The sequence below is a fragment of the Streptomyces sp. NBC_00271 genome (genome assembly GCF_036178845.1).
Taxonomy (GTDB): domain Bacteria; phylum Actinomycetota; class Actinomycetes; order Streptomycetales; family Streptomycetaceae; genus Streptomyces.
The window spans coordinates 8,194,448-8,213,138 of the sequence record NZ_CP108070.1 but is presented as its reverse complement, the minus strand read 5'-3'; the positions used below and the strand labels follow the sequence as shown (position 1 = coordinate 8,213,138).

At 68.9% G+C, this 18,691-nt stretch carries 12 protein-coding genes; 8 read left to right on the top strand and 4 right to left on the bottom strand.

Translation table 11 applies throughout. From position 1 onward, the window contains the following. Positions 1–29: 29 nt before the first annotated feature. Positions 30–1,802: a hypothetical protein gene (locus tag OG798_RS37310; protein ID WP_267062966.1), complete on the bottom strand. Its 1,773-nt coding sequence runs from the start codon at positions 1,800–1,802 to the stop codon at positions 30–32. A gap of 2 nt (positions 1,803–1,804) precedes the next feature. After that, complete coding sequence (locus OG798_RS37305; protein ID WP_306458595.1) at positions 1,805–2,227, bottom strand: hypothetical protein; 423 nt, start codon at positions 2,225–2,227, stop codon at positions 1,805–1,807. Positions 2,228–2,838: 611 nt separating this feature from the next. Here OG798_RS37305 and OG798_RS37300 point away from each other — a divergent pair. From OG798_RS37300 to OG798_RS37290, 3 genes are all read left to right on the top strand, one after another. Continuing rightward, on the top strand, positions 2,839–3,315 hold the full coding sequence (locus OG798_RS37300; RefSeq protein WP_121414860.1) for a hypothetical protein: 477 nt from the start codon (positions 2,839–2,841) through the stop codon (positions 3,313–3,315). A gap of 11 nt (positions 3,316–3,326) precedes the next feature. Beyond that, on the top strand, positions 3,327–5,633 hold the full coding sequence (locus OG798_RS37295) for a hypothetical protein (protein WP_097224629.1): 2,307 nt from the start codon (positions 3,327–3,329) through the stop codon (positions 5,631–5,633). Between the two features lie 116 nt (positions 5,634–5,749). After that, on the top strand, positions 5,750–6,169 hold the full coding sequence (locus tag OG798_RS37290) for a hypothetical protein (RefSeq protein ID WP_257037977.1): 420 nt from the start codon (positions 5,750–5,752) through the stop codon (positions 6,167–6,169). A gap of 179 nt (positions 6,170–6,348) precedes the next feature. On the opposite strand, the gene mycP is transcribed toward OG798_RS37290, so the two are convergent. Together mycP and eccB are read right to left on the bottom strand one after the other, a co-directional pair. Continuing rightward, a complete protein-coding gene (mycP, locus tag OG798_RS37285; RefSeq protein WP_097224631.1) occupies positions 6,349–7,647 on the bottom strand; it encodes a type VII secretion-associated serine protease mycosin in 1,299 nt (432 codons plus the stop codon). A gap of 25 nt (positions 7,648–7,672) precedes the next feature. Then, positions 7,673–9,199, bottom strand: a complete 1,527-nt coding sequence (gene eccB / locus OG798_RS37280) for a type VII secretion protein EccB (protein WP_095852289.1) — start codon at positions 9,197–9,199, stop codon at positions 7,673–7,675. A 197-nt stretch (positions 9,200–9,396) separates the two neighbouring features. On the opposite strand from eccB, the gene eccE reads away from it, so the two are divergent. From eccE to OG798_RS37255, 5 genes are all read left to right on the top strand, one after another. Further along, the gene (eccE, locus tag OG798_RS37275) at positions 9,397–10,725 is read left to right on the top strand and encodes a type VII secretion protein EccE (RefSeq protein ID WP_179436422.1); all 1,329 of its coding nucleotides are present in this window, start codon (positions 9,397–9,399) and stop codon (positions 10,723–10,725) included. 5 nt (positions 10,726–10,730) lie between these two features. Beyond that, positions 10,731–11,597 (top strand): hypothetical protein, encoded by an 867-nt coding sequence (locus OG798_RS37270; protein WP_257016557.1) that lies wholly within the window; start codon positions 10,731–10,733, stop codon positions 11,595–11,597. 358 nt (positions 11,598–11,955) lie between these two features. Continuing rightward, positions 11,956–15,279 carry an SCO5717 family growth-regulating ATPase gene (locus OG798_RS37265; RefSeq protein ID WP_328758376.1) on the top strand — a complete coding sequence of 1,108 codons (3,324 nt, stop codon included), beginning with the start codon at positions 11,956–11,958 and terminating at the stop codon, positions 15,277–15,279. Between the two features lie 357 nt (positions 15,280–15,636). After that, the gene (locus OG798_RS37260; RefSeq protein ID WP_267062961.1) at positions 15,637–17,520 is read left to right on the top strand and encodes an ABC transporter substrate-binding protein; all 1,884 of its coding nucleotides are present in this window, start codon (positions 15,637–15,639) and stop codon (positions 17,518–17,520) included. An 86-nt stretch (positions 17,521–17,606) separates the two neighbouring features. Continuing rightward, positions 17,607–18,674 carry an ABC transporter permease gene (locus OG798_RS37255; RefSeq protein ID WP_183127149.1) on the top strand — a complete coding sequence of 356 codons (1,068 nt, stop codon included), beginning with the start codon at positions 17,607–17,609 and terminating at the stop codon, positions 18,672–18,674. The last annotated feature ends 17 nt before the right edge of the window (positions 18,675–18,691 follow it).

The following is an 18,691-nucleotide window of genomic DNA, read 5'->3' as shown; positions in this document are numbered from 1 at the left end:
TTCATCGTGTTCCGTGTCCTCGTTCGCGCTCAGTTGACGACCGGCGGCACATCGCGCCGCGGCTTGTTGGGCAGGTGGGTCTCTTCGTCTTCGACCAGGTAGTCGGGGCGCGGCGCTGCCTCCGCGTTTCCCTCGTCGCCAGGCTTTCCCTTACTGCCGGGTCCACGCACCAGGCCGGCGCCACCGCGTGTCATACCGTTGCGCTCGGCTCGGGCGGCGGAGTTACGCTCAGTCGGCCTGCCACTGACAGCCTCGGATGCTCCCGCAACGCCGCGAGAGGTGGTCGCGCTCGAACTGGGCCTCGCAGTGGGCTCAGATGCTCCGAAGACGCCACGCTGCCCGGGCCGGCCTGTCGTGGAACGGGAGTTGGCCGCTCCCTCGGCACCGACGACCGTGCCGCGAGGAATCCTCGAGCCGCCCTTCGCCGGAGAACCGGCAGCGGTCGTGGGCCGCCCCCCGACCACGCCGTTCTTACGGCCTGCGCCGGTGGTCGGGGCGCCGTTGGCGCGTGGCGTCGTCGTGCCACCGGCCCGCGGGGTACCACCGGTGACACCTCGGCCCAGCGGGGACGACTTCGCCCCGGAAGCAGCGCCCCTGGCAGCCGACTGACCAGTGGATGTGGCACGGCCAATCGGTCCCGTCGAACGTCCCGAGCCCGAATTGCCCAGACCAGATGTTCCAGCTCTGCCCTGAGTGGATGCAGGGGTCCGGACACCGCCTGATCCGCCTACGTTCCGGCCTGAAATGCCGCTGGGGATGGGTGTCCCGTACCCGCCCCCGAACAGATTGGTCTGCCCCCCACCCGTGGCAGGAGTACCGGTCACGGGTGGGGTGTGGCCGGTCACGGGCGTGGTCGTGGCTGGTGGCAGCGTGCCGACGCTGTCGATATTGGTACCGACGGGCTCGTCGGGCTCGTCGGGCCGCGTGATCTTGCCGACGATGTCCTTCGCGGGCGTCGGTTGGTCGCTTGTGACGTGCCTGGCCACATCGCTTGTCACCGTCGCGTGATGACCCGCGGGAGATGCCGTTCCGGTGCTTTCATGCGAGCCCGAGCCAGACCCTGAGGGCTCCTTCCAATCGGACTTCGCAGGCTTAGGAACTCCCACATCCGGCATGCTTTCGAACGTCGGAGCTTTCAGGCCCCCGAGTTCCTGGCTCGAGACCGCGTAGTACGACGCCAACCGATTCATCTGATTGATCGCCTCTTGGCGGTCCTTCTCCACCCGTACGGCAGCGGCGTAATCTTCTTTGTTCGCAGTCTTCTCGGCCGCCGTGAAATGCTCGGGGCGCTTCCGGTTCGAGTCCGTGTCACGAGACGGCATGGCACCGCGCACAGACGCCAGGCCTACGGCCGCAGCGGAGATCTGGTCGCCCGCACCTCCAGCGAAGGTGCTCAGTGCCGTCGTGCTCTCCACGAGATTCGTGCCCCACGTGCGGAAGGCTTGGCCCGACTCTCCGACCCAGTGAACCTTGTCGATGTGCCCTTTGAGCTCGTCAGCCGCCGTTTTGATGGCGTCGCGAGCGTTCCACAGGGCCCTGCCCGAGGTTTCCAGGTCCTCCGGATCGGTTCCCTCGACGAGGTCGAGCATCTGGTTCAGGGCGAGATTCTTCCCGTCGAAGTCCGTGCTGCCCCAAACGGTGTTCTTGTGCGGGTTCGTCTCGGCGACCGTACGTACGACGCCGTTGACCATGCTGGTGAACAGCCCGCCGCCCTGCGGCAGATGCTCACCCGCCCTGGTGATGTCCGTGTAGTCGTTCTCGGCGGTGACCCGCTGAAGATCCGCCTCGTGCTTGTCGGCCATCGTCAGTACCTCGCACCGGTCTTCGAGCCCGGGGCGTGCAGCTTGTCGCCCTCGGCGCTCTGGATGTCTCGAATCTCCGTCTGGATCGCCCAGAAGCGCCGACGCTGTTCCTCTTCCAGTTTGTCGAAGCCGTGAGCCGCGCCTTGCACGGCGATCCCGGTCGCCTCGATCTGGAGATGCAGGGTCTTGGACAGGGAGGTGAGCTCTTGGTGCACCCTGTCGTACTGCTTGTACAGGTCGTGCGCCTCGGGGAAGACACCCTCGGACCCAGCGCTGAGAGATGTCAGCCTGATCCCCTGGGCGCTCACCTTCGTCGGATTGCCCGCCGACCCCTCAAGGTCGCGGAGCACAGCATCCACCCGATTCACGAACGCGGTCAGCAGTTCGCCACTGGTCTCCAGGTCCGCCGCCCTGGTCGCCGACACGCCCCCCACCATGTCTGCCGGAAGCACGACGCTCCTCCCCCGTTCCCCGTTATGTCTGTCGAATGAGGCGCCTGTCCGCTCTCCGTACGATCGCAAAGCGAACCGCACCTCACAACGCGTTTACCACTGTAGTCAACCTGTACATCCGGGCCAACCGCCTTACGTGTTAACTCAGTTACGAGACCGAACCAGGCGCCACATTTTGTCCGCTTTTGCCATCCCACTGTGAACGAATGCACACCCCCTCCACGCCGCGCCTCGCGGGAGGTTGACCAACCTTGAACGGGGTCGGCGCGGGCATCGCGGCACCGTTTGCGATCTTCATCAAACTTCTACACGCGACGACGGCGTCGGCTCAGCAGCAACGCCACTCAGACGTCAGGCGAGTTGCCGGGGAAGCCTCGCGCACCCCTCCGGACCGCCGTTGCCGTCACCCGTCCATCGATCCGGCCTCCTTCGAACCTTCACGCCGAACAAACGACACACAACGGAGATTGCTCGAATTTTCCCTGCGCCTGGTTGCTAGCTTGACCGGACACCGCCGCGTCGAAATGGCAACATCCAACCGACGCGAACACCGAAAGTCAGGCACCGGGGGAAGGGGTCCGACCATGGCATGGGACGAGTGGGAGCAGCTCAAGGCTCAGGCGAACGAACGGCAGTCGACCCACATGCGCCTCAACCAACTGGCGCCGGACGGCGGAGGCGGCGGAGGCGGCGGGGATCTCGTCGTTCGCCAGGACGACCTCGGTGCCGTCGGGCATGAGGCGCACATCCTCTACGAGGACCTCCACGCGGGGGCCGACATCGCCGGAGCGGGGGCCGGCAAGGACGGGGTCGGTTCGACCATGCAGGCGGCAGCCACGTTGAAGTCGCACGCTTTCGCGACGGGCAGCGCCTTGGAGACGACCGTCGCGATCTGGACGTCTCAGGTCAAGTCCGTACTACAGGCCTGCGCGCACATCTCCAACCACCTGGACTACAGCAAGAAACTCCATACGGAGGACGACGCGAAGATCGGGGCCGTCCTCAGTGGCCGTGACGGCTCGGCCGTGTCGGTGTCGAAGCTCAACGAGTACTTCAAGTAGGGGAACCACCAGTGGCTCTCACGTTCACGGACCTCATCGAGGTCGACCTCGACAAGCTCGGTACTGCCGTGTCGGACTGGAAGAAGACCGTCGACGCCCTCAAGACATCGGCGGAGAACGCCAGCAAGGGAATGCAGGCCAAGTCGGACTCCGCCCATTGGGCCGGCGTCAACGCGACGGTGACGCGGGAGTTCATCACCAAGACGACGAAGGAGATCTCGGACCTCCACACCGAGGCGAACAGCATCTATCAGGTGCTCAACGACGGGCACACGGAGCTCGCCTCGCTCCAGAAACAGATCAAGAACGCCGTGGAAGTGGACGCGGGCAACCTCGGCATCCGCGTCGAGGACATCGGCGAGGGAAAGGTCCGCTGCTTCTTCCCCCATGTTCGCGGTGACACCGACGAACGTACGCAAGAACAGCTAGACGCCAAGCAGGAGCTGGAGGGCCGGATCAATGGGATCCTCGCCCATGCAGCCGAGATCGACGCCTCGGTCGCCCGGGCACTCAGCAAGAGCCACGGCAACGACGCCAACAACGCGGGCCACAGCAACTACGAGTCCCTGAACGACGCCCAGGCCGAACGCGCCCTCGAACTGGCCCGCAAGGGCGACAAGATGAGCGACGCGGAACTGCAGGAATTCAATCGCCTGATGCGTTTCAACGGCCGTGAGAAGGACGGCGAGTTCGCGACCGAGTTCTACCAGGGGCTCGGTGGGCCGGAGAAGACGCTCGAGTTCTACGCCGCGATGTCGATCAACGGCACCGACGCGGACGCGAGCAAGGTCCGCCTCGACGCCGTCCGGGACCTCCAGAAGAACATGGGGTTCGCGCTGGCCAACGCCACGGATCCGGACACGAAGCACCACCTGCCGAGCAGTTGGGGCGACGACTTCCGCCGCCTGGGGACTCAGCAGATCGGCTGGCAGAAAGGCCAGTGGAACAAGCCGTACGGCTACCAGGTCCTCGGTGGCCTGCTGCGCTACGGCAACTACGACCCCAAGTTCCTCGACCCGATCGCCGAACACGTCACCCAGCTGCACAAGAAGGACCCGTACTTCTTCCTCAACAACAAGCCCATGGGCCAAGAGGACATTTACGGCTTCAACCCCTCGGGCAGTCTGGGGACAGGGAACGACCCGCTCAACAGCGTTCTGGAGGCACTGGGGCACAGCCCCGAGGCCTCGGAGAAGTTCTTCACCCAGCCGCCGACCGCGTACAACGAAGACGGCACGGTGAAGAAGGGCGGCGATCCGGGCTTCAATTCGTATCTCGACGTGTTCACCGACAAGGACTTCGAGTGGACCGTCGACACAAACGACACGAACGTCCTGGCCGACGAGGACAAGACGAAGAACGCGCTGACCTTCGGCCCCGAGGCCCTCGGCCACGCACTGGAGTCGGCGACGACGGGTCGGCCGTACGACGACGACACCGGTGACGCCATCAAGCACACCGAAGCCCGAGCGCACCTGGTCAGTGAGATCGTCGACAAGTTCGGTGAGAATCCCGAACTCATTCGACACAACGAGAACGGTGACCTGGAGGACCAGGAGTCGGGACCGCTGTACGGCATGCGCGACAGCCTCGGAGACATCACCGCGGAGTACATGGGGGACTTCCAACGGGCCATGTACAAGGAAGACCCCAACAGTGATCTGTTCCCGACATTCGGCGCGGCCGCAGGCCTGGACACGGGTCACGCCGCTCGTTTCCTGGGCGCGGTGGGGCAGGATCCTGACGCCTATTCAGCGATCACGAGTGCCCAGCAGGCCTACACGTCCGAGGTCGTGGACCACGTCATCAACGGCGGCAGCCATTCGACGGCCTCGTTGGACGGACGCGTGGGTGATGTGGTCGCGCCGGGTTCGGCGATCGCCGGCATCATGAGCGACGCCAGAGCCGATGCGATCTACGAGTACCACGCCGCGTCGGACACCGAGTTCAACGAGGCCGCAGCCGAAAAGCAGAAATGGGTGGACCGCATCCTGGGCATGGGCATCGAGAAGGTCGGCGAGCGCATCCCCATTGCCGGTGCTCCTCTCGAATGGGCCTCGGAGGACATCCAGGAATCCATCATGAAGAGCATCGAGAAGGACACGACGACCGAGGCGGAGCAAGAAGCCGGGAAGCAGTACACCCTGGGTCGTGACGCAGCCATCGACTCAGCCCAAGCCGCGGTCAATAACGCCTTGGTGAACAATCCGCACATCAACTCCGACACGGCCGACGATCTGAGGCGCGCCGCTCGCACGGCCGCAGGTGTCAGCCACACGGACGGCGCCCAGTGGAACTCGGAGAGTGACGCGAATTGAGACACAAGACATTCATCCTGCGGGGTGTCTCCTTCTTCGTCGCCGCAATCGCTGCGGCCGGCTGCTCGGCAGACAAACCGGGGCGAGACTTCACGGTCCCGAAGGCCTTGTGCGGAGTGTCCGTTCCCACCGACGCTCTCTCTCACCTTCTGCCCGCCTCCGGCAAGAAACTCACCGCCGACGAGGCGGAGGGTTCGAGTGACGACGTGCAGCTGTGCAAGGTCACCGTCGACGACGTCATGGTGTTGACGTTGAGCAGGGAGCGAATCGACGCCGGTGACTCGGCGCAGCACATCCTGCTCAGCCAACTCTCCATCGCGCGGCCGAAGTCCGCTCAGGACGGCACCATCGCGTACGCCGACCAGGCCGCTGTCTCGCTGGTCAAGTGCCGCGGAGCCGGTGTGGAGAAGGAGGACATCAGCACCCTCGTCAAGGTCTTGAAGCCCGCGCGGCCGAACGAGTCGGCCATGAAGAGCCTGATTTCCGGCTACACCGCTGCGCTCAACAAACAGGGACCTTGCAAGCGGGGCTCCTGAGCCGGTGAGGCGGGGGGAGGCGCATGCGCCCGCGGTGCGGGACGACAGCGGGCGCCTCGCGCGAAACCCGAGGCGCCTGTGTGCCTCCGGCGGCTGGTTCAACGGCCCTTGGCCCTCGATCGGCAACACGGGTTCGCCGCCGATGCCGATGCCGATGCCGGAGATCGCGACGGGCCGCGTCACGCCTCCCCGCCCACCCCCCGCCGCCTCCTCCGCGCATCCCGCACCGCCACAGCCGTCCCGCCCAGGCCCGCGACCACCACGAGGCCGCCGACGACCACGTAGGTCGCCAGGCGGGTGTTGCGTTCGTCTGAGGTTTCGCCGAAGTGGAGGGGAGCGACCGAGGGTGCCTCCGCGCGGGTCACTCCCTCCTCGGCCTTGGGGGTCTCCACCGGGTGGGCCGGGTCGATGTCCGTCAGGGCCTTGACGGGGTCGACCACACCCCAGCCGACCAGGCGGTCGCGGCCGGACACCGAGCGTTCAGCGGTCTGTTCGATCTGGGCGACGATCTCGCGGGCGGTCCACTTGGGGTACTTGGACTTCAGGAGGGCCGCCACGCCGGCCACGTAGGGGGCGGAGAAGCTGGTGCCGTTGTCGGAGCAGTGGCCGCCGCCGGGGACCGTGGAGATCATGTCGACGCCGGGGGCCGCCACCCCCACGAACTCATTGGACTGGGAGAAGGAGGCGCGTTCGTTGTTGCGGTCGGAGGCCGCGACCGAGAGGACACCCTTGTACGACGCCGGGTAGGTGATCTTGACGTTGCCGCCCAGTCCGTCGTTGCCGGCCGAGGCGACGACCACGACCTGCCGACCGAGGGCGTAGTCGACGGCCTCCTGCAGGCTCGCGGCGGGTTCGACGGCGTTCGCCGTGTCCTGGGAGATGTTGATGACGTCGGCGCCCTCGGCGACAGCGTGGCGGATCGCCAGGGCCAGGGTCTTCGCCGTTCCGTCGCCCTCCGCGTCGTTCTGCTTGATCGGGATGATCGTGGCGTCCGGGGCCAGGCCGACGAAGCCGGTGCCTTTGACCGCGCGGGCCGCGATGATGCCGGCCACGCGCGTGCCATGGCCGACGGTGTCGGTGGTGCCCTGCGCGTTGCCGCGGTCGATCTTCTCGCCCTTGGCGTTCTTGGGCGGAAGGTAGTTCTTGCCCTTGGAAGCGTCGACAGCATGGGTGAGCTGGGAGTTCTTGATGTCGACTCCCGTGTCGATCACGGCTACCTGGACGTTCTTGCCGGTGGACTGCGCCCACAGCTCGTCGAGGTTGACGCGTTGCAGCGCCCAGGGGCGGCCCGAGTACTTCTTCGACGGGAACGTGCACTGGCCGCTGTCGTCCGCCCGGGCCGCGGCCGACGGCAGGGCCAGTACCGAGGTCGTCGCGGTGAGGGCGGTCACGGCGGCCAGGGCCGATGTCCTGGTCACGGCCCGCCTGCCGCGTCCGGCTCGGAACCACGCCGTCCTCAGCGTATCCGCGTTCAGCATGAGTTCGTTCTCCTCCCTGCCGCGGCTACGAGCCCTGCGGCTGCCGCGCCGCCGCCTCGGACAGGCGCGGGCCGGTCGGCAGGAACGTCGACCACTCCGCTGGGATGGGCACGGGAGCCACCTTCTCGTAGCCGAGGTGGGTCTGGGCGATCTTGGCCTCGTTCAGCTCCTCCTTGCGCTGCTCGGCGGAGGAGCCGATGCCACTGTCGTTGGTGGCGCTGTCGCTGTTGGACTGGAGGGCGTAGCGCAGACCGGTGTCGGTGACCAGGAACACGCCACCCGCCTTCGTCTCCGTGCCTTGGAACTGACGGAAGAGCTGTCCGGAGCCGGCGGTGACGTACGCGCTGGAGGACCCCGTGGGCAGCTGCGCCGGGAAGTCGGTACCCACCCAGGCCGAAAGGGTGGTCGCGCCCTTGTTCCCGTCGACCGAGCGCAGGACGTTGCAGACCGTGTTGCGGCCGCTGGTGGCGCTGGAGCCGTCGTTCACCGTCTTCGGCTGGTGCGTCGGCCAGTTCTTCTCCGCTTGGAACGTCGTGCTGTCGACGACGGCTCCGGGGCTGACCTGCTGTGCCTCGCCCGCCTGCCCGACGTCGACGAGGGCCCCGCTGTTGAGCAGCAGCGTGGCGGTGAACTCGGAGATACGGGCCACGCGGCCGGGCAGCACCACGTAGTACTGCATCAACTGGCCGTCGTACGCCTTGATGACCATGCCGACCTTGTCGTACTGCCCGAGGCTGCTGGAGGCGCCCGCCTTGACGCCCGGTGTGCCGTCGATCTTCGGAATCGAGATCGCGGCGCCCCGGTGCAGGGTGTCGAGCCATTGCTGGGAGACGCGCTGCGGGGCGCGCCCCTGGGTGTCGAGGGCCTTGAGCAACTCCGTGTCGGCCGGGTCGGCCAGCTGGTACCTCGTACCCTGCGCGTCCACGACGTACTGGGTCTTGCCGTCGGGGGCGACGACGTACATCAGGTCCCCTCCGGAGAGCTTGTTGCTGCCCTCGGTCTTGGACCAGTCCTTCTTGGCGAAGACGAACGCCGCCTTCTGGATGGCCCGCCCGCCGGCGCTGGGGCGCTCGCAGACCGCCCAGTGCTTGGCGGTCTCGGCCTCGCCGGGAGAGGGCAGGCGGTCAGGGGCGTAGGGGATGCCGATCGTGGCTCCGTGCGGGGGCTTGCCGCTGTCGAGGATCTTCTCGTCGACGGTGATGACGCTGTCCTTGCTGGGATCCAGCAGCAGCTTGGCGGAGGCCATGTTGAGAACCGGGTGCAGCTGCGCCTGCTTGCCCGTCTTCAACACCACATATCTCGTCGTCGACTTGCTCGCGACAATGACGTGCGCTCCCGGCTCGGCCCAGCCCTTGGGCGCCGTCGGACTGAACATGCCGATCCCGCCGAACACCGCGAGGATCACCACGCCCACGACGACGCCGGGCACCAGCGCGCTCAGCGGCTTGGGCGCACCTTCCTCCGAGCCCGCCGGAGAAGGCTGGAGAAAGGACGCGAGCGTACGTCGCTTCGCGAAGGTGTAGGCGTTGAGCTGGTCCCGCCGAGATGCCATGTGTGCCTGTTTCTCCCCGTGTATCGCCTGGCGGCGCTGGGGGGTACACCGTCCCCCGCCCTCCGTTGTCAGACCGGCCCCCTACTATGCCTGGTAAGGGATCGGTCTTGTGGAGCGGGTAGGGTATCGGGGCCTTCAAGGGCCCTGTGTGGTGGCGTTGTTCCAATGAGTTGTGAGGAAAACGGGGGGATGCAGTGATGGCTTCCGGAACGCGGTTCCGGTCGCGTGACCGGTCGCGGGAGCAGGGCTCCTCGGCACCCCGGTCGCAGCGGTCCGCGTCGCCCGCGCGGGCGCAGGGACAGACGGGGGCGCTGCATCTCAAGGTGCGTCCCGGGCAGTCGGGGTCGTTCCGGTTGCAACGGATCGTTCTGTTGGAAATCGCCGCCGCCGCGCTGCTCGTCGGGTGGATCGTCGGTCCGTTCGCGCTGATGCCGGCCGCGGTCGTCGCGGTCGCACTCGTCCTGCTCGCCTTCGTACGGCGCCGGGGCCGCTCGTTGCCCGAATGGCTGGCCACGGCACGGGCGTTGCGGGCGCGGCAGCGGCGCGCGGCGAGTACGCCGATACCGCCCGGGACGGAGCCCGGTCTCGCCCCGGCCGTGGAGTGCGATCCGGGCCTGCGGACCTCCGCGTACAGCGCGCGGGACCGACGGCCCGTCGGCGTGATCGGGGACGGTACGTTCGTGACCGCCGTCCTTCAGGTGGAGGCCGACGCGACCGCGCTGCGCGCCGAGCGGAGTCGGCAGCCGCTCCCCCTGGGGCTGGTGCGGGACACGCTGGACGTGGACGACATCCATCTGGAGTCGGCGCAGATCGTGCTGCACACGCAGCCCGCGCCCGCGCTGCACCTGCCACAGCAGTCCGTGGCCGTCAGCAACTACGCGCCGCTCCAGGAGCAGACCGGGGCACCCGCCGTGCGTATCACCTGGATCGCGTTGAAGCTCGATCCGGAGCTGTGCCCGGAGGCGGTGGCCGCGCGCGGGGGTGGACTCGTCGGTGCGCAGAAGTGCGTCGTGCGCGCCGCTGACCACCTCGCGAGTCGCCTCATGGGGGCGGGTTTTCGTACCACGGTGCTCAACGAGGAGGAGTTGACCGCCGCGGTGGCGACCTCGGCGTGTGCCAACCCTCTGGTGACGGCCGAGGCCGGACGCACCGACCTGCCGGCGCGGCGGACCGAGGAGTCCGGCCGCAGCTGGCGCTGCGACAACCGCAGACACACGACGTACTGGGTGCGGCGCTGGCCCCAACTGGGCGGTGGCGGCGGGCCTTCCCTGCCGCAACTCGTCGCGCTGCTCACGGCCGTGCCCGCGCTGGCCACCACCTTCAGCCTGACGCTGCGGCGCGGAGAGCGCCAAGAAGTGTCGCTGTGCGGGCACATGCGGGTGACCGGCCGCAGCGACGACGAACTGGTCGCGGCGCGCCGCTCGTTGGAGCACGCCGCCCGCCAGGCCGGCACGGGGCTGGCCCGGCTCGATCGCGAGCAGCTGCCCGGCGTGCTCGCCACGCTGCCTCTCGGGGGTGTTCGCTGATGGCCATGACCACAGGTGGAGCCACCGCCTCGGGGGCGTACGGGAACGGGAATTCGGGTGGGTTCGGGGCTCCGGGACCGTACGGGGTCTCGGGGGATCCGGGAGCTCGTGGAGCTTCGGGGGCCGGATCGGCCGGCTCCCCCGGCTCGGTGCCGGAGCCGGGGCGTGGGCGTCTGCGCAGCGGGTTCGGGCTGCTCGGGCCTCGGCACGGGCGGCACTCGCTGTCCGTGGAGCAGGTCGACTCGCTCGCGCTGCCCATCGGGGACGACGGGGTCGTCATCGGGGTGGACGCCGAGGGGCAGCCCGCCGTACTGGGACTCAACAGGCCGACGCCGTACGACGTCGTCCTGATCGGCGGTCTCTGGACCGCGCAGGTGCTCGCGCTGAGAGCGGCGGCCACGGGGGCGCGTGTGGCCGTGGAGACGGGGCGCGCGCCGGCCTGGATGCAGATGGTGCACGCCATGGGCGGCGGGCAGAACGGCATGAGCGTGCACGACGTGGGGCGGGTTCCGCCGCAGGGCTCCTCGGCCGGCAACCCGGTGCTGGTGGTGCGTGATTGTGGGATGCGACCGCCGCGCGGGCGTGTGGTCTCCGGCCCCTGGCAGTCGGTGCTGACGCTGTTGCCGTATCTCAGCCCGGTGGCCCCCCGGTTGCTGCGGCAGGCGCGGCTCGTCGGCGTGCAGCGGGTCTCACCGGACGAAGCCGCCGAAATAGGGCGGGCGTTGGCGCTGCCCCGAGGCGATGTGGACTCACTGCCCACGCTCGCCGACGGGGTCACGCTCTGGTGCGCCGACCGCGACCGGCAGTACGTGATGACTCAGCCCACGGACGCCGAGACCGGATTGTTCGGTACGCCGCGCAGGATGGACTGACCGAGCGTCCCCGAGCATCGCCGACTCAACATCGGTCCGTAATTGGACCTTTGGGAACGATTTCCCCCTTGTCGTGCCCGGCTTGTTCACCACGATTGCCCGATTTGTTAACTCCCTTGATGCGTGCGTACGCCGCTTCTGGGCAAGGTGTGACGGAGCGGACCCGTGCGGAGGGGCGGACGGGCCTGCCGTCATGGCGCTCGTGGTGATTAGGCTGGGACCGGGCGCGACCCGTATCCCTCGACCCACCCGTCGACGGACCCGCCCGCGCTTCGCACGAAGAGACGCGAAGACAGACGCGAAGCGAACGGTCGCGTCAGCACGGCATTGAGGGTGCTTGACCACACCAGGAGGAATTGTGAACAGCGATCGGGACGGGATCCGCGGGGGCTGGGCCACACCCGGCGATGACCAGTCCGACGCGGAGTCCGCCGTCGAGGCGACGGGCGAGTTCACCATCGACTACGCGCCGCCCGCCTGGTACACGCAGAACGCGTCGGGCCATTCGGCCCAGGCTTCGCCGACCCCACCTCCGCCGGCTCCTCCCGCGCCGTCCGCTCCGCCGGTGTCGTTCGACCCGGCCGCACCGGTTCCTCCGGCCGCGCCCGTTCCGTCGGCAGCACCGGTGCCTCCGGCCGTGCCCGCGTCCGGACCTCAGCCCGCCTGGACGCCGCTGGTCGTACCGGCCGACGAGGCGGGTCTCGGGAACGGTGACATCGAGAGCGGCTCGACCATGCGGTTCTCCGCCGCCGCGCTCAAGCGTGAGTTCGCGGAGCGGGAGGCCGCGGCCCGAGCCGCCGAGGAAGCGTCCGCAGGCCCCGCCGGGGACGCCGCTGTCGCCGAGGGCGCGCCGGTCGGTGAGGGATCGGACGGCGAGGACACGACCGGCGGTGACTTCGAGTTGAGCGCGCCCGCCGTGCCGGCCGGGGAGCAGCAGTCCGCCGAGGCCTCCGGTGAGGTCGCGGCCGGCGGGGAAGCGCCCTCGTCGGCGGAAGGCGCGAACGCGGGCACGAGCGAGCACGACGGAACCGGCGCCGCCGCTGCGGGCGACGGCTCCGACAACAGCCCCGCGGGCGACGGCTCCGATGTCACCTACTCCGCCGCGGGACACGGGCAGGAGCCCGCGCACGTCGGGGCCGACGTGACGGACCCGACCGGTGGTGAAGACGGCCCGCACGGTGAGGTCGAGGCAGCGCAGGTTCCGGCCGACGCGGGCGACGAGGACTCCGAGGACGCCACAGCCGCAGCCGATGGTGGCTTCAAGGAGCCCGCGGGTGCCTCCGACGGCGACGTCGAGGGCGCCGAGGGCGCCGACGACGCGGGGGGCGAGGGCCCCGTTGCCGCCGTGACGGCGGAGACCGCGGCTCAGGACTCCGCTCCCGAGGCCCCCGTGTCCCAGGACGCGTCGGCGCACGAAGCCGATGACTTCGACGACTGGCCCCAGGACCTCGCGGCGAACACCTCACCGGACGCCGGGACCGACGTGCCGCAGGACTCGCAGACAGCCGCTCCCGCCTGGGCTCCCCCACCGATGCCGCAGAGCGGACTGCCGCCGCTGCCGCCCGCCTACCAGCCCGCCGCCCCGGCCCCGGCGGCCCACTGGCCCTCCCCCCAGCCGGTCGTGCCACCGCAGTCCGGGCCCCCTCAGCAGCCGCAACCGACGGCCGCGGAGGGCCAGGAACCCGTCCCGCCGCAGCCGACCGCCGCACAGGGACAGCCGCCGCTGCCGCCCCAGCAGGGTGGCTACGGCTTCCCCCATCAGCAGCCCCAGCAGCAGCCCTACCCGGGGCCGCCGCCCGCCCAGCCGACGGCCCAGCCGGCGGTCCCGCCGCAACAGCCGCTCGCCCAGCCGCAGCCGCCGTTCCAGCCGCAGGCTCCGCAGCCCGCGCCCGCCGCCTGGCATCCGCAGGGCACGCCGCCCACGCCGGGCCCCGTGGCCCCTCCGGTCGCCGACGCTTCCGTACCCGCGCCGCCCGCGCCACCCGCGCCGCAGGACGGTTACGGCTTCCCGCACCCCGGGATTCCGGCTCCCGCCGCGCCCAACCCCCCGGCCCCGCCGACCGGTTACGGGTTCCCGCAGCCGAGTGCCCCCGTCCCGCCCCACCCGGGACCGCAGCAGAGCGGCTACGGATTCCCGCAGACGGGCGCGCCCGCTCCCCAGCCGACCCCACCGCAGGCCAACGCGCCACACAGCGGCGCACCGCAGGCCAACCAGCCCCAGCCCCCCGCACCGCAGGCCCCCGGCCCGCAGTCGGGCTACGGCTTCCCCCAGCCCCCGGCTCCGAACGCGCCCCAGGAGGGCGGCTACGGCTTCCCGCAGCAGCCCCACCCGGGACCGCAGCCGGCAGCGCAGCAGGCGCAGCCCCAGCCGCCGGTGGACCCCCGTACCGGAGCCGCCTGGCCGCAGCCCGTCCAGCACGACCAGCGTCAGCCCACCAACCCGGCCGCCGCCCCGCTCGGGTACACGGCCGCGGTGGAGTTGTCCTCCGACCGGCTGCTCAACAACAAGAAGCAGAAGGCCAAGAGTGGTCGCCCCACCGGCGGCTCCTCGCGGTTCAAGCTCGGCGGGAAGAAGGAAGAAGCCGAGCGGCAGCGGAAGTTGGAGCTGATCCGGACCCCGGTGCTGTCGTGCTACCGGATCGCCGTCATCAGCCTCAAGGGCGGTGTCGGCAAGACGACGACCACCACCGCGCTCGGCTCCACGCTGGCCACCGAGCGACAGGACAAGATCCTGGCGATCGACGCCAACCCGGACGCGGGCACGCTCGGGCGCCGGGTGCGCCGCGAGACCGGGGCCACCATCCGCGACCTCGTGCAGGCGATCCCGTACCTGAACTCGTACATGGACATCCGGCGGTTCACCTCGCAGGCCGCCTCCGGCCTGGAGATCATCGCCAACGACGTCGACCCGGCCGTCTCCACGACCTTCAACGACGAGGACTACCGGCGCGCGATAGACGTGCTGGGCAGGCAGTACCCGATCATCCTGACCGACTCGGGCACCGGTCTGCTGTACAGCGCCATGCGCGGGGTACTCGACCTCGCCGACCAGCTCATCATCATCTCCACGCCGTCCGTCGACGGTGCCAGCAGTGCCAGTACGACGCTGGACTGGCTGTCGGCGCACGGGTACGCGGATCTGGTCTCGCGGTCCCTCACCGTCATCTCCGGGGTGCGTGAGACCGGCAAGATGATCAAGGTGGAGGACATTGTCGGCCACTTCGAGACGCGCTGCCGCGGTGTCGTGGTCGTGCCGTTCGACGAGCACCTGGCCGCGGGCGCCGAGGTCGACCTCGACATGATGCGGCCCAAGGTGCGGGAGGCGTACTTCAACCTGTCCGCGATGGTCGCCGAGGACATCGTGCGGCACCAGCAGTCGCACGGGCTGTGGACGAACGACGGCAACCCGCCGCCGGTGGCCGCCCCGCCGATGCCCGGTCAGTACCCCTACCCGCAGGGCCAGGGCGTGCCAGGAGCACCGATGCCGGGGCAGCAGCCCCATCCCCAGCAGCCGGGCCAGCCGTACGCGGGACCCCCGCAGCCCAGCCAGCCCTATCCGGGGCCTCCCCAGCCTCCGCAGCCGGGCCAGCAGTTCCACCCCGGTCAACCGGGTCAGCCCTATCCCCCGTACCAGGGCCAGCCCCCTCAGACCCCTCCCCCGCCCGCACCCCCACAGCAGTGACCGGACATCGAAGCCGGACGTCGACAACCGGACATCAGTAACCCGATCGGGCCCTTCAGGGGCACCGTTTCTCGCCGAGGCCCGCGCCCTTCCCCCAGGGTGCGGGCTTTCGCGTGTCCAGGCACGAAACAGGGCGTCACCCCCTGGCCAGGAGGGCTTCACCGGTCTGAACCAATGAGCGAAAAATCCGCGCCAACTCGTTATTTCCGCAGGCCACACGGGGTTCACGCGCCGTTGACGCGCCGAGACCGCCGCTGATAGACACACACATCAATCCCGCCGGCGTCCCCCGATCACCCTGATCCAGTAGGTCAACCAGCCATCCCTGTGCGAGCGATGACGCGAGGTCACCGACCCATGAACACACACGATCAGCCCAACAGAGGACGTCTGCGCCCCCGGCTCCTCGCCGCCGCAGCCGCCGCCGCGCTCACCCTCACCGCCGGTCTCGCGACCCCGCTCAACCCGGCCCCGCAACAGGCTCAGGCCAAGGGGAGCCAGCAGGCCAAGGAGAGCAAGCAGGAGAGCAAGAAGGTCCTCACCGTCGCGGTCGCGCAGAGCGTCGACTCGCTGAGCCCCTTCCTGGCCTCGCGCCTGCTCAGTACGAGCATCCACCGGCTCATGTACGAGTACCTGACCAACTACGACCCCGCGGACAACCACACCGTCCCGGGCCTTGCCACCAAGTGGGAGCCGTCCGCCGACAAGCTCACCTGGACCTACACGATCCGCTCGAACTCCAAGTGGTCGGACGGACAGCAGGCGACCGCCCAGGACGCGGCGTGGACGTTCAACAAGATGATGACGGACCAGGGCGCGGCCACCGCCAACGGCAGCTTCGTCACCAACTTCAGGAAGGTCACCGCCCCGAGCCCCACCCAGCTCGTCATCGAGCTGAAGAAGCCGCAGGCCACGATGGGCGCGCTCGATGTGCCGATCGTCCCCCAGCACATCTGGGAGAAGGTCACGGACTTCTCGAAGTTCAACAACGACCAGAGCTTCCCGATCGTCGGCAACGGGCCGTTCGTCCTGACCGACTACAAGGCCGACAGCTATGTGCGGCTGAAGCCGAACAAGACCTTCTGGCGCGGCGCCCCCAAGTTCGACGAGCTGGTCTTCAAGTACTTCAAGGACCAGGACGCCGCGGTGGCCGCCCTGCGCAAGGGCGAGGTCTCCTTCGTCGCGGGCTCCCCCGCGCTGACCCCCGCCCAAGCCGCGTCTCTCAAGGGCGAGCCGAACATCAAGGTCAACGACGCTCCGGGCCGTCGCTTCTACGCCCTCGCCACCAACCCCGGCGCCCAGGCGAAGGACGGCAAGCGCTTCGGTGACGGCGCCGAGTCGCTGCTGAACCAGAAGGTGCGCCAGGCGCTCTTCATGGCCATCGACCGGAAGACCCTCATCGACAAGGTCTTCCAGGGCCACGCCGTCGAGGGCGAGGGATACATCCCGCCGCGCTTCTCCACGTATCACTGGAAGCCGTCGGCGAACCAGGAGCTCGCGTACGACCCGGCCAAGGCGGCCCAGCTCCTCGACGCGGCGGGCTACAAGAAGAACGCCGACGGCAAGCGCCTCGAGAAGAACGGCAAGCCGATCGACTACCGGATCCTCTGCCACGCCACCGACCCGAACGACAAGGCGGTCGGGCAGTACGTGAAGGAGTGGTTCGGCAAGCTCGGCATCGGTGTCACTCTCAACTGCCTCGACAACGTGACCGACCCCTGGCTGGCCGGCAAGTACGACCTGGCCTTCGACGGCTGGTCCGTCAACCCGGACCCGGACTTCGTGCTGTCCATCCACACCTGCGGGGCGCTGCCAGCCACTCCCAAGGACACGGGCGCGACGGACAACTTCATCTGCGACAAGAAGTACGACGAGCTGTACGACCAGCAGCTCGCCGAGTACGACACCGCCAAGCGGGCGGACCTCGTCAAGCAGATGGAGTCGCGGCTCTACGACACCGGGTACATGAACGTCATGGCGTACCCGAACGCGGTCGAGGCCTACCGCACCGACCAGATCAAGTCGATCGAGACGATGCCCAAGGCCGCGGGCAACATCTACGGCCAGGACGGTTACTGGAGCTGGTGGTCGGCGGTTCCGGCCGACGCCTCCGGTGCGTCCTCCGACGGTTCGAGCTCGACGGGCGTCATCATCGGCATCGTCGCGGGCGTCGTCGTTCTCATGGGCGTCGGGGCGTTCTTCGCGATGCGGCGCCGCGCCACGGCCGAGGACCGCGAATAGACCTCCCGTTGCCCGTCCCCCGTCCGCCGTCCCCGTCACCCGACACCCACGGGCACCCCATGAACGTACGAGCGAATGAGTAGTTCATGACCGCTGAGGCAACACCCTCGCTGGTCGAGGCGACCGACGGTCCGGCCCAGGCCGGGCCGTCGGTCCGCGGGCCACGGGCGCGCACCACCACCGCGTATCTGCGCTATGTGGTGGGCAAGTTGGGCGGCGCGGCCGTCTCGCTGCTGGCCGTCCTCGTCACCAGCTTCTTCCTCTTCCGGCTCATCCCCGGCGATCCGGTGAAGTACATGACGGGCGGCCGTCAGGTCTCTGCCGGGCAACTCGCCCACTACCGTGAGGAGTTCGGTCTCGACCTGCCGCTGTGGCAGCAGTTCACCGACTACTGCGGCAAGGCCCTCACCGGCGACCTGGGCACCTCGTACCAGTTCCGGGCCCCTGTCATCGACAAGATCTCCGAAGCGCTGCCGAACACCCTCCTGCTCACCGGCACGGCGTTCGTCCTGTACACCGCGCTCGGCATCTTCCTCGGCACCCGCTCCGCCTGGCGCAGCGGCGGCACGAGCGACCGCCTCAACACCGGTCTGGCCCTGACGCTGTACTCGATCCCGTCCTTCTGGCTCGGTCTGCTGCTCATCATCGTCTTCTCGGTGGGCATGGGGCCGATCCCGGGCCTGTTCCCGACCGGCGGCATGGAGTCGGGTGGCAAGGAGGGCTTCGCGTACGTCCTCGATGTCGCCCACCATCTGATCCTGCCGGTGGTGACGCTGGTCGCCGTCGAGTACGGGCAGACCCTGCTGGTCACGCGCTCGGCGCTGCTCGACGAGATGGGCAGCGACTATCTGACGACGGCGCGCGCGAAGGGCCTTCGGGACGATCTCGTCCGCCGTCGGCATGCGGTGCCGAACGCGCTGCTGCCGACCGTCACCCTCATCTTCATCAACCTCGGCCGGACGGTCGCGGGAGTGATCCTCGTCGAGACCGTCTTCTCCTGGCCGGGCCTGGGCGGGCTCTTCTACCAGGCGCTGAGCGTGCCCGATCTGCCACTGGTCCAGGGGCTGTTCTTCGTCTTCGCCTCGGCGGTGATCGTGATGAACACCCTGGCCGATCTGATCTATCCGCTGCTTGACCCACGGGTGGGCCGATGACCACGACCGAGTCGGAC

Coding starts and splice junctions, on each gene's coding strand:
- OG798_RS37310 (WP_267062966.1), bottom strand. CDS start 1,802: ATGGCCGACAAGCACGAGGCGGATCTTCAGCGGGTCACCGCCGAGAAC.
- OG798_RS37300 (WP_121414860.1), top strand. CDS start 2,839: ATGGCATGGGACGAGTGGGAGCAGCTCAAGGCTCAGGCGAACGAACGG.
- mycP (WP_097224631.1), bottom strand. CDS start 7,647: ATGCTGAACGCGGATACGCTGAGGACGGCGTGGTTCCGAGCCGGACGC.
- eccB (WP_095852289.1), bottom strand. CDS start 9,199: ATGGCATCTCGGCGGGACCAGCTCAACGCCTACACCTTCGCGAAGCGA.
- eccE (WP_179436422.1), top strand. CDS start 9,397: ATGGCTTCCGGAACGCGGTTCCGGTCGCGTGACCGGTCGCGGGAGCAG.
- OG798_RS37270 (WP_257016557.1), top strand. CDS start 10,731: ATGACCACAGGTGGAGCCACCGCCTCGGGGGCGTACGGGAACGGGAAT.
- OG798_RS37260 (WP_267062961.1), top strand. CDS start 15,637: ATGAACACACACGATCAGCCCAACAGAGGACGTCTGCGCCCCCGGCTC.
- OG798_RS37255 (WP_183127149.1), top strand. CDS start 17,607: ATGACCGCTGAGGCAACACCCTCGCTGGTCGAGGCGACCGACGGTCCG.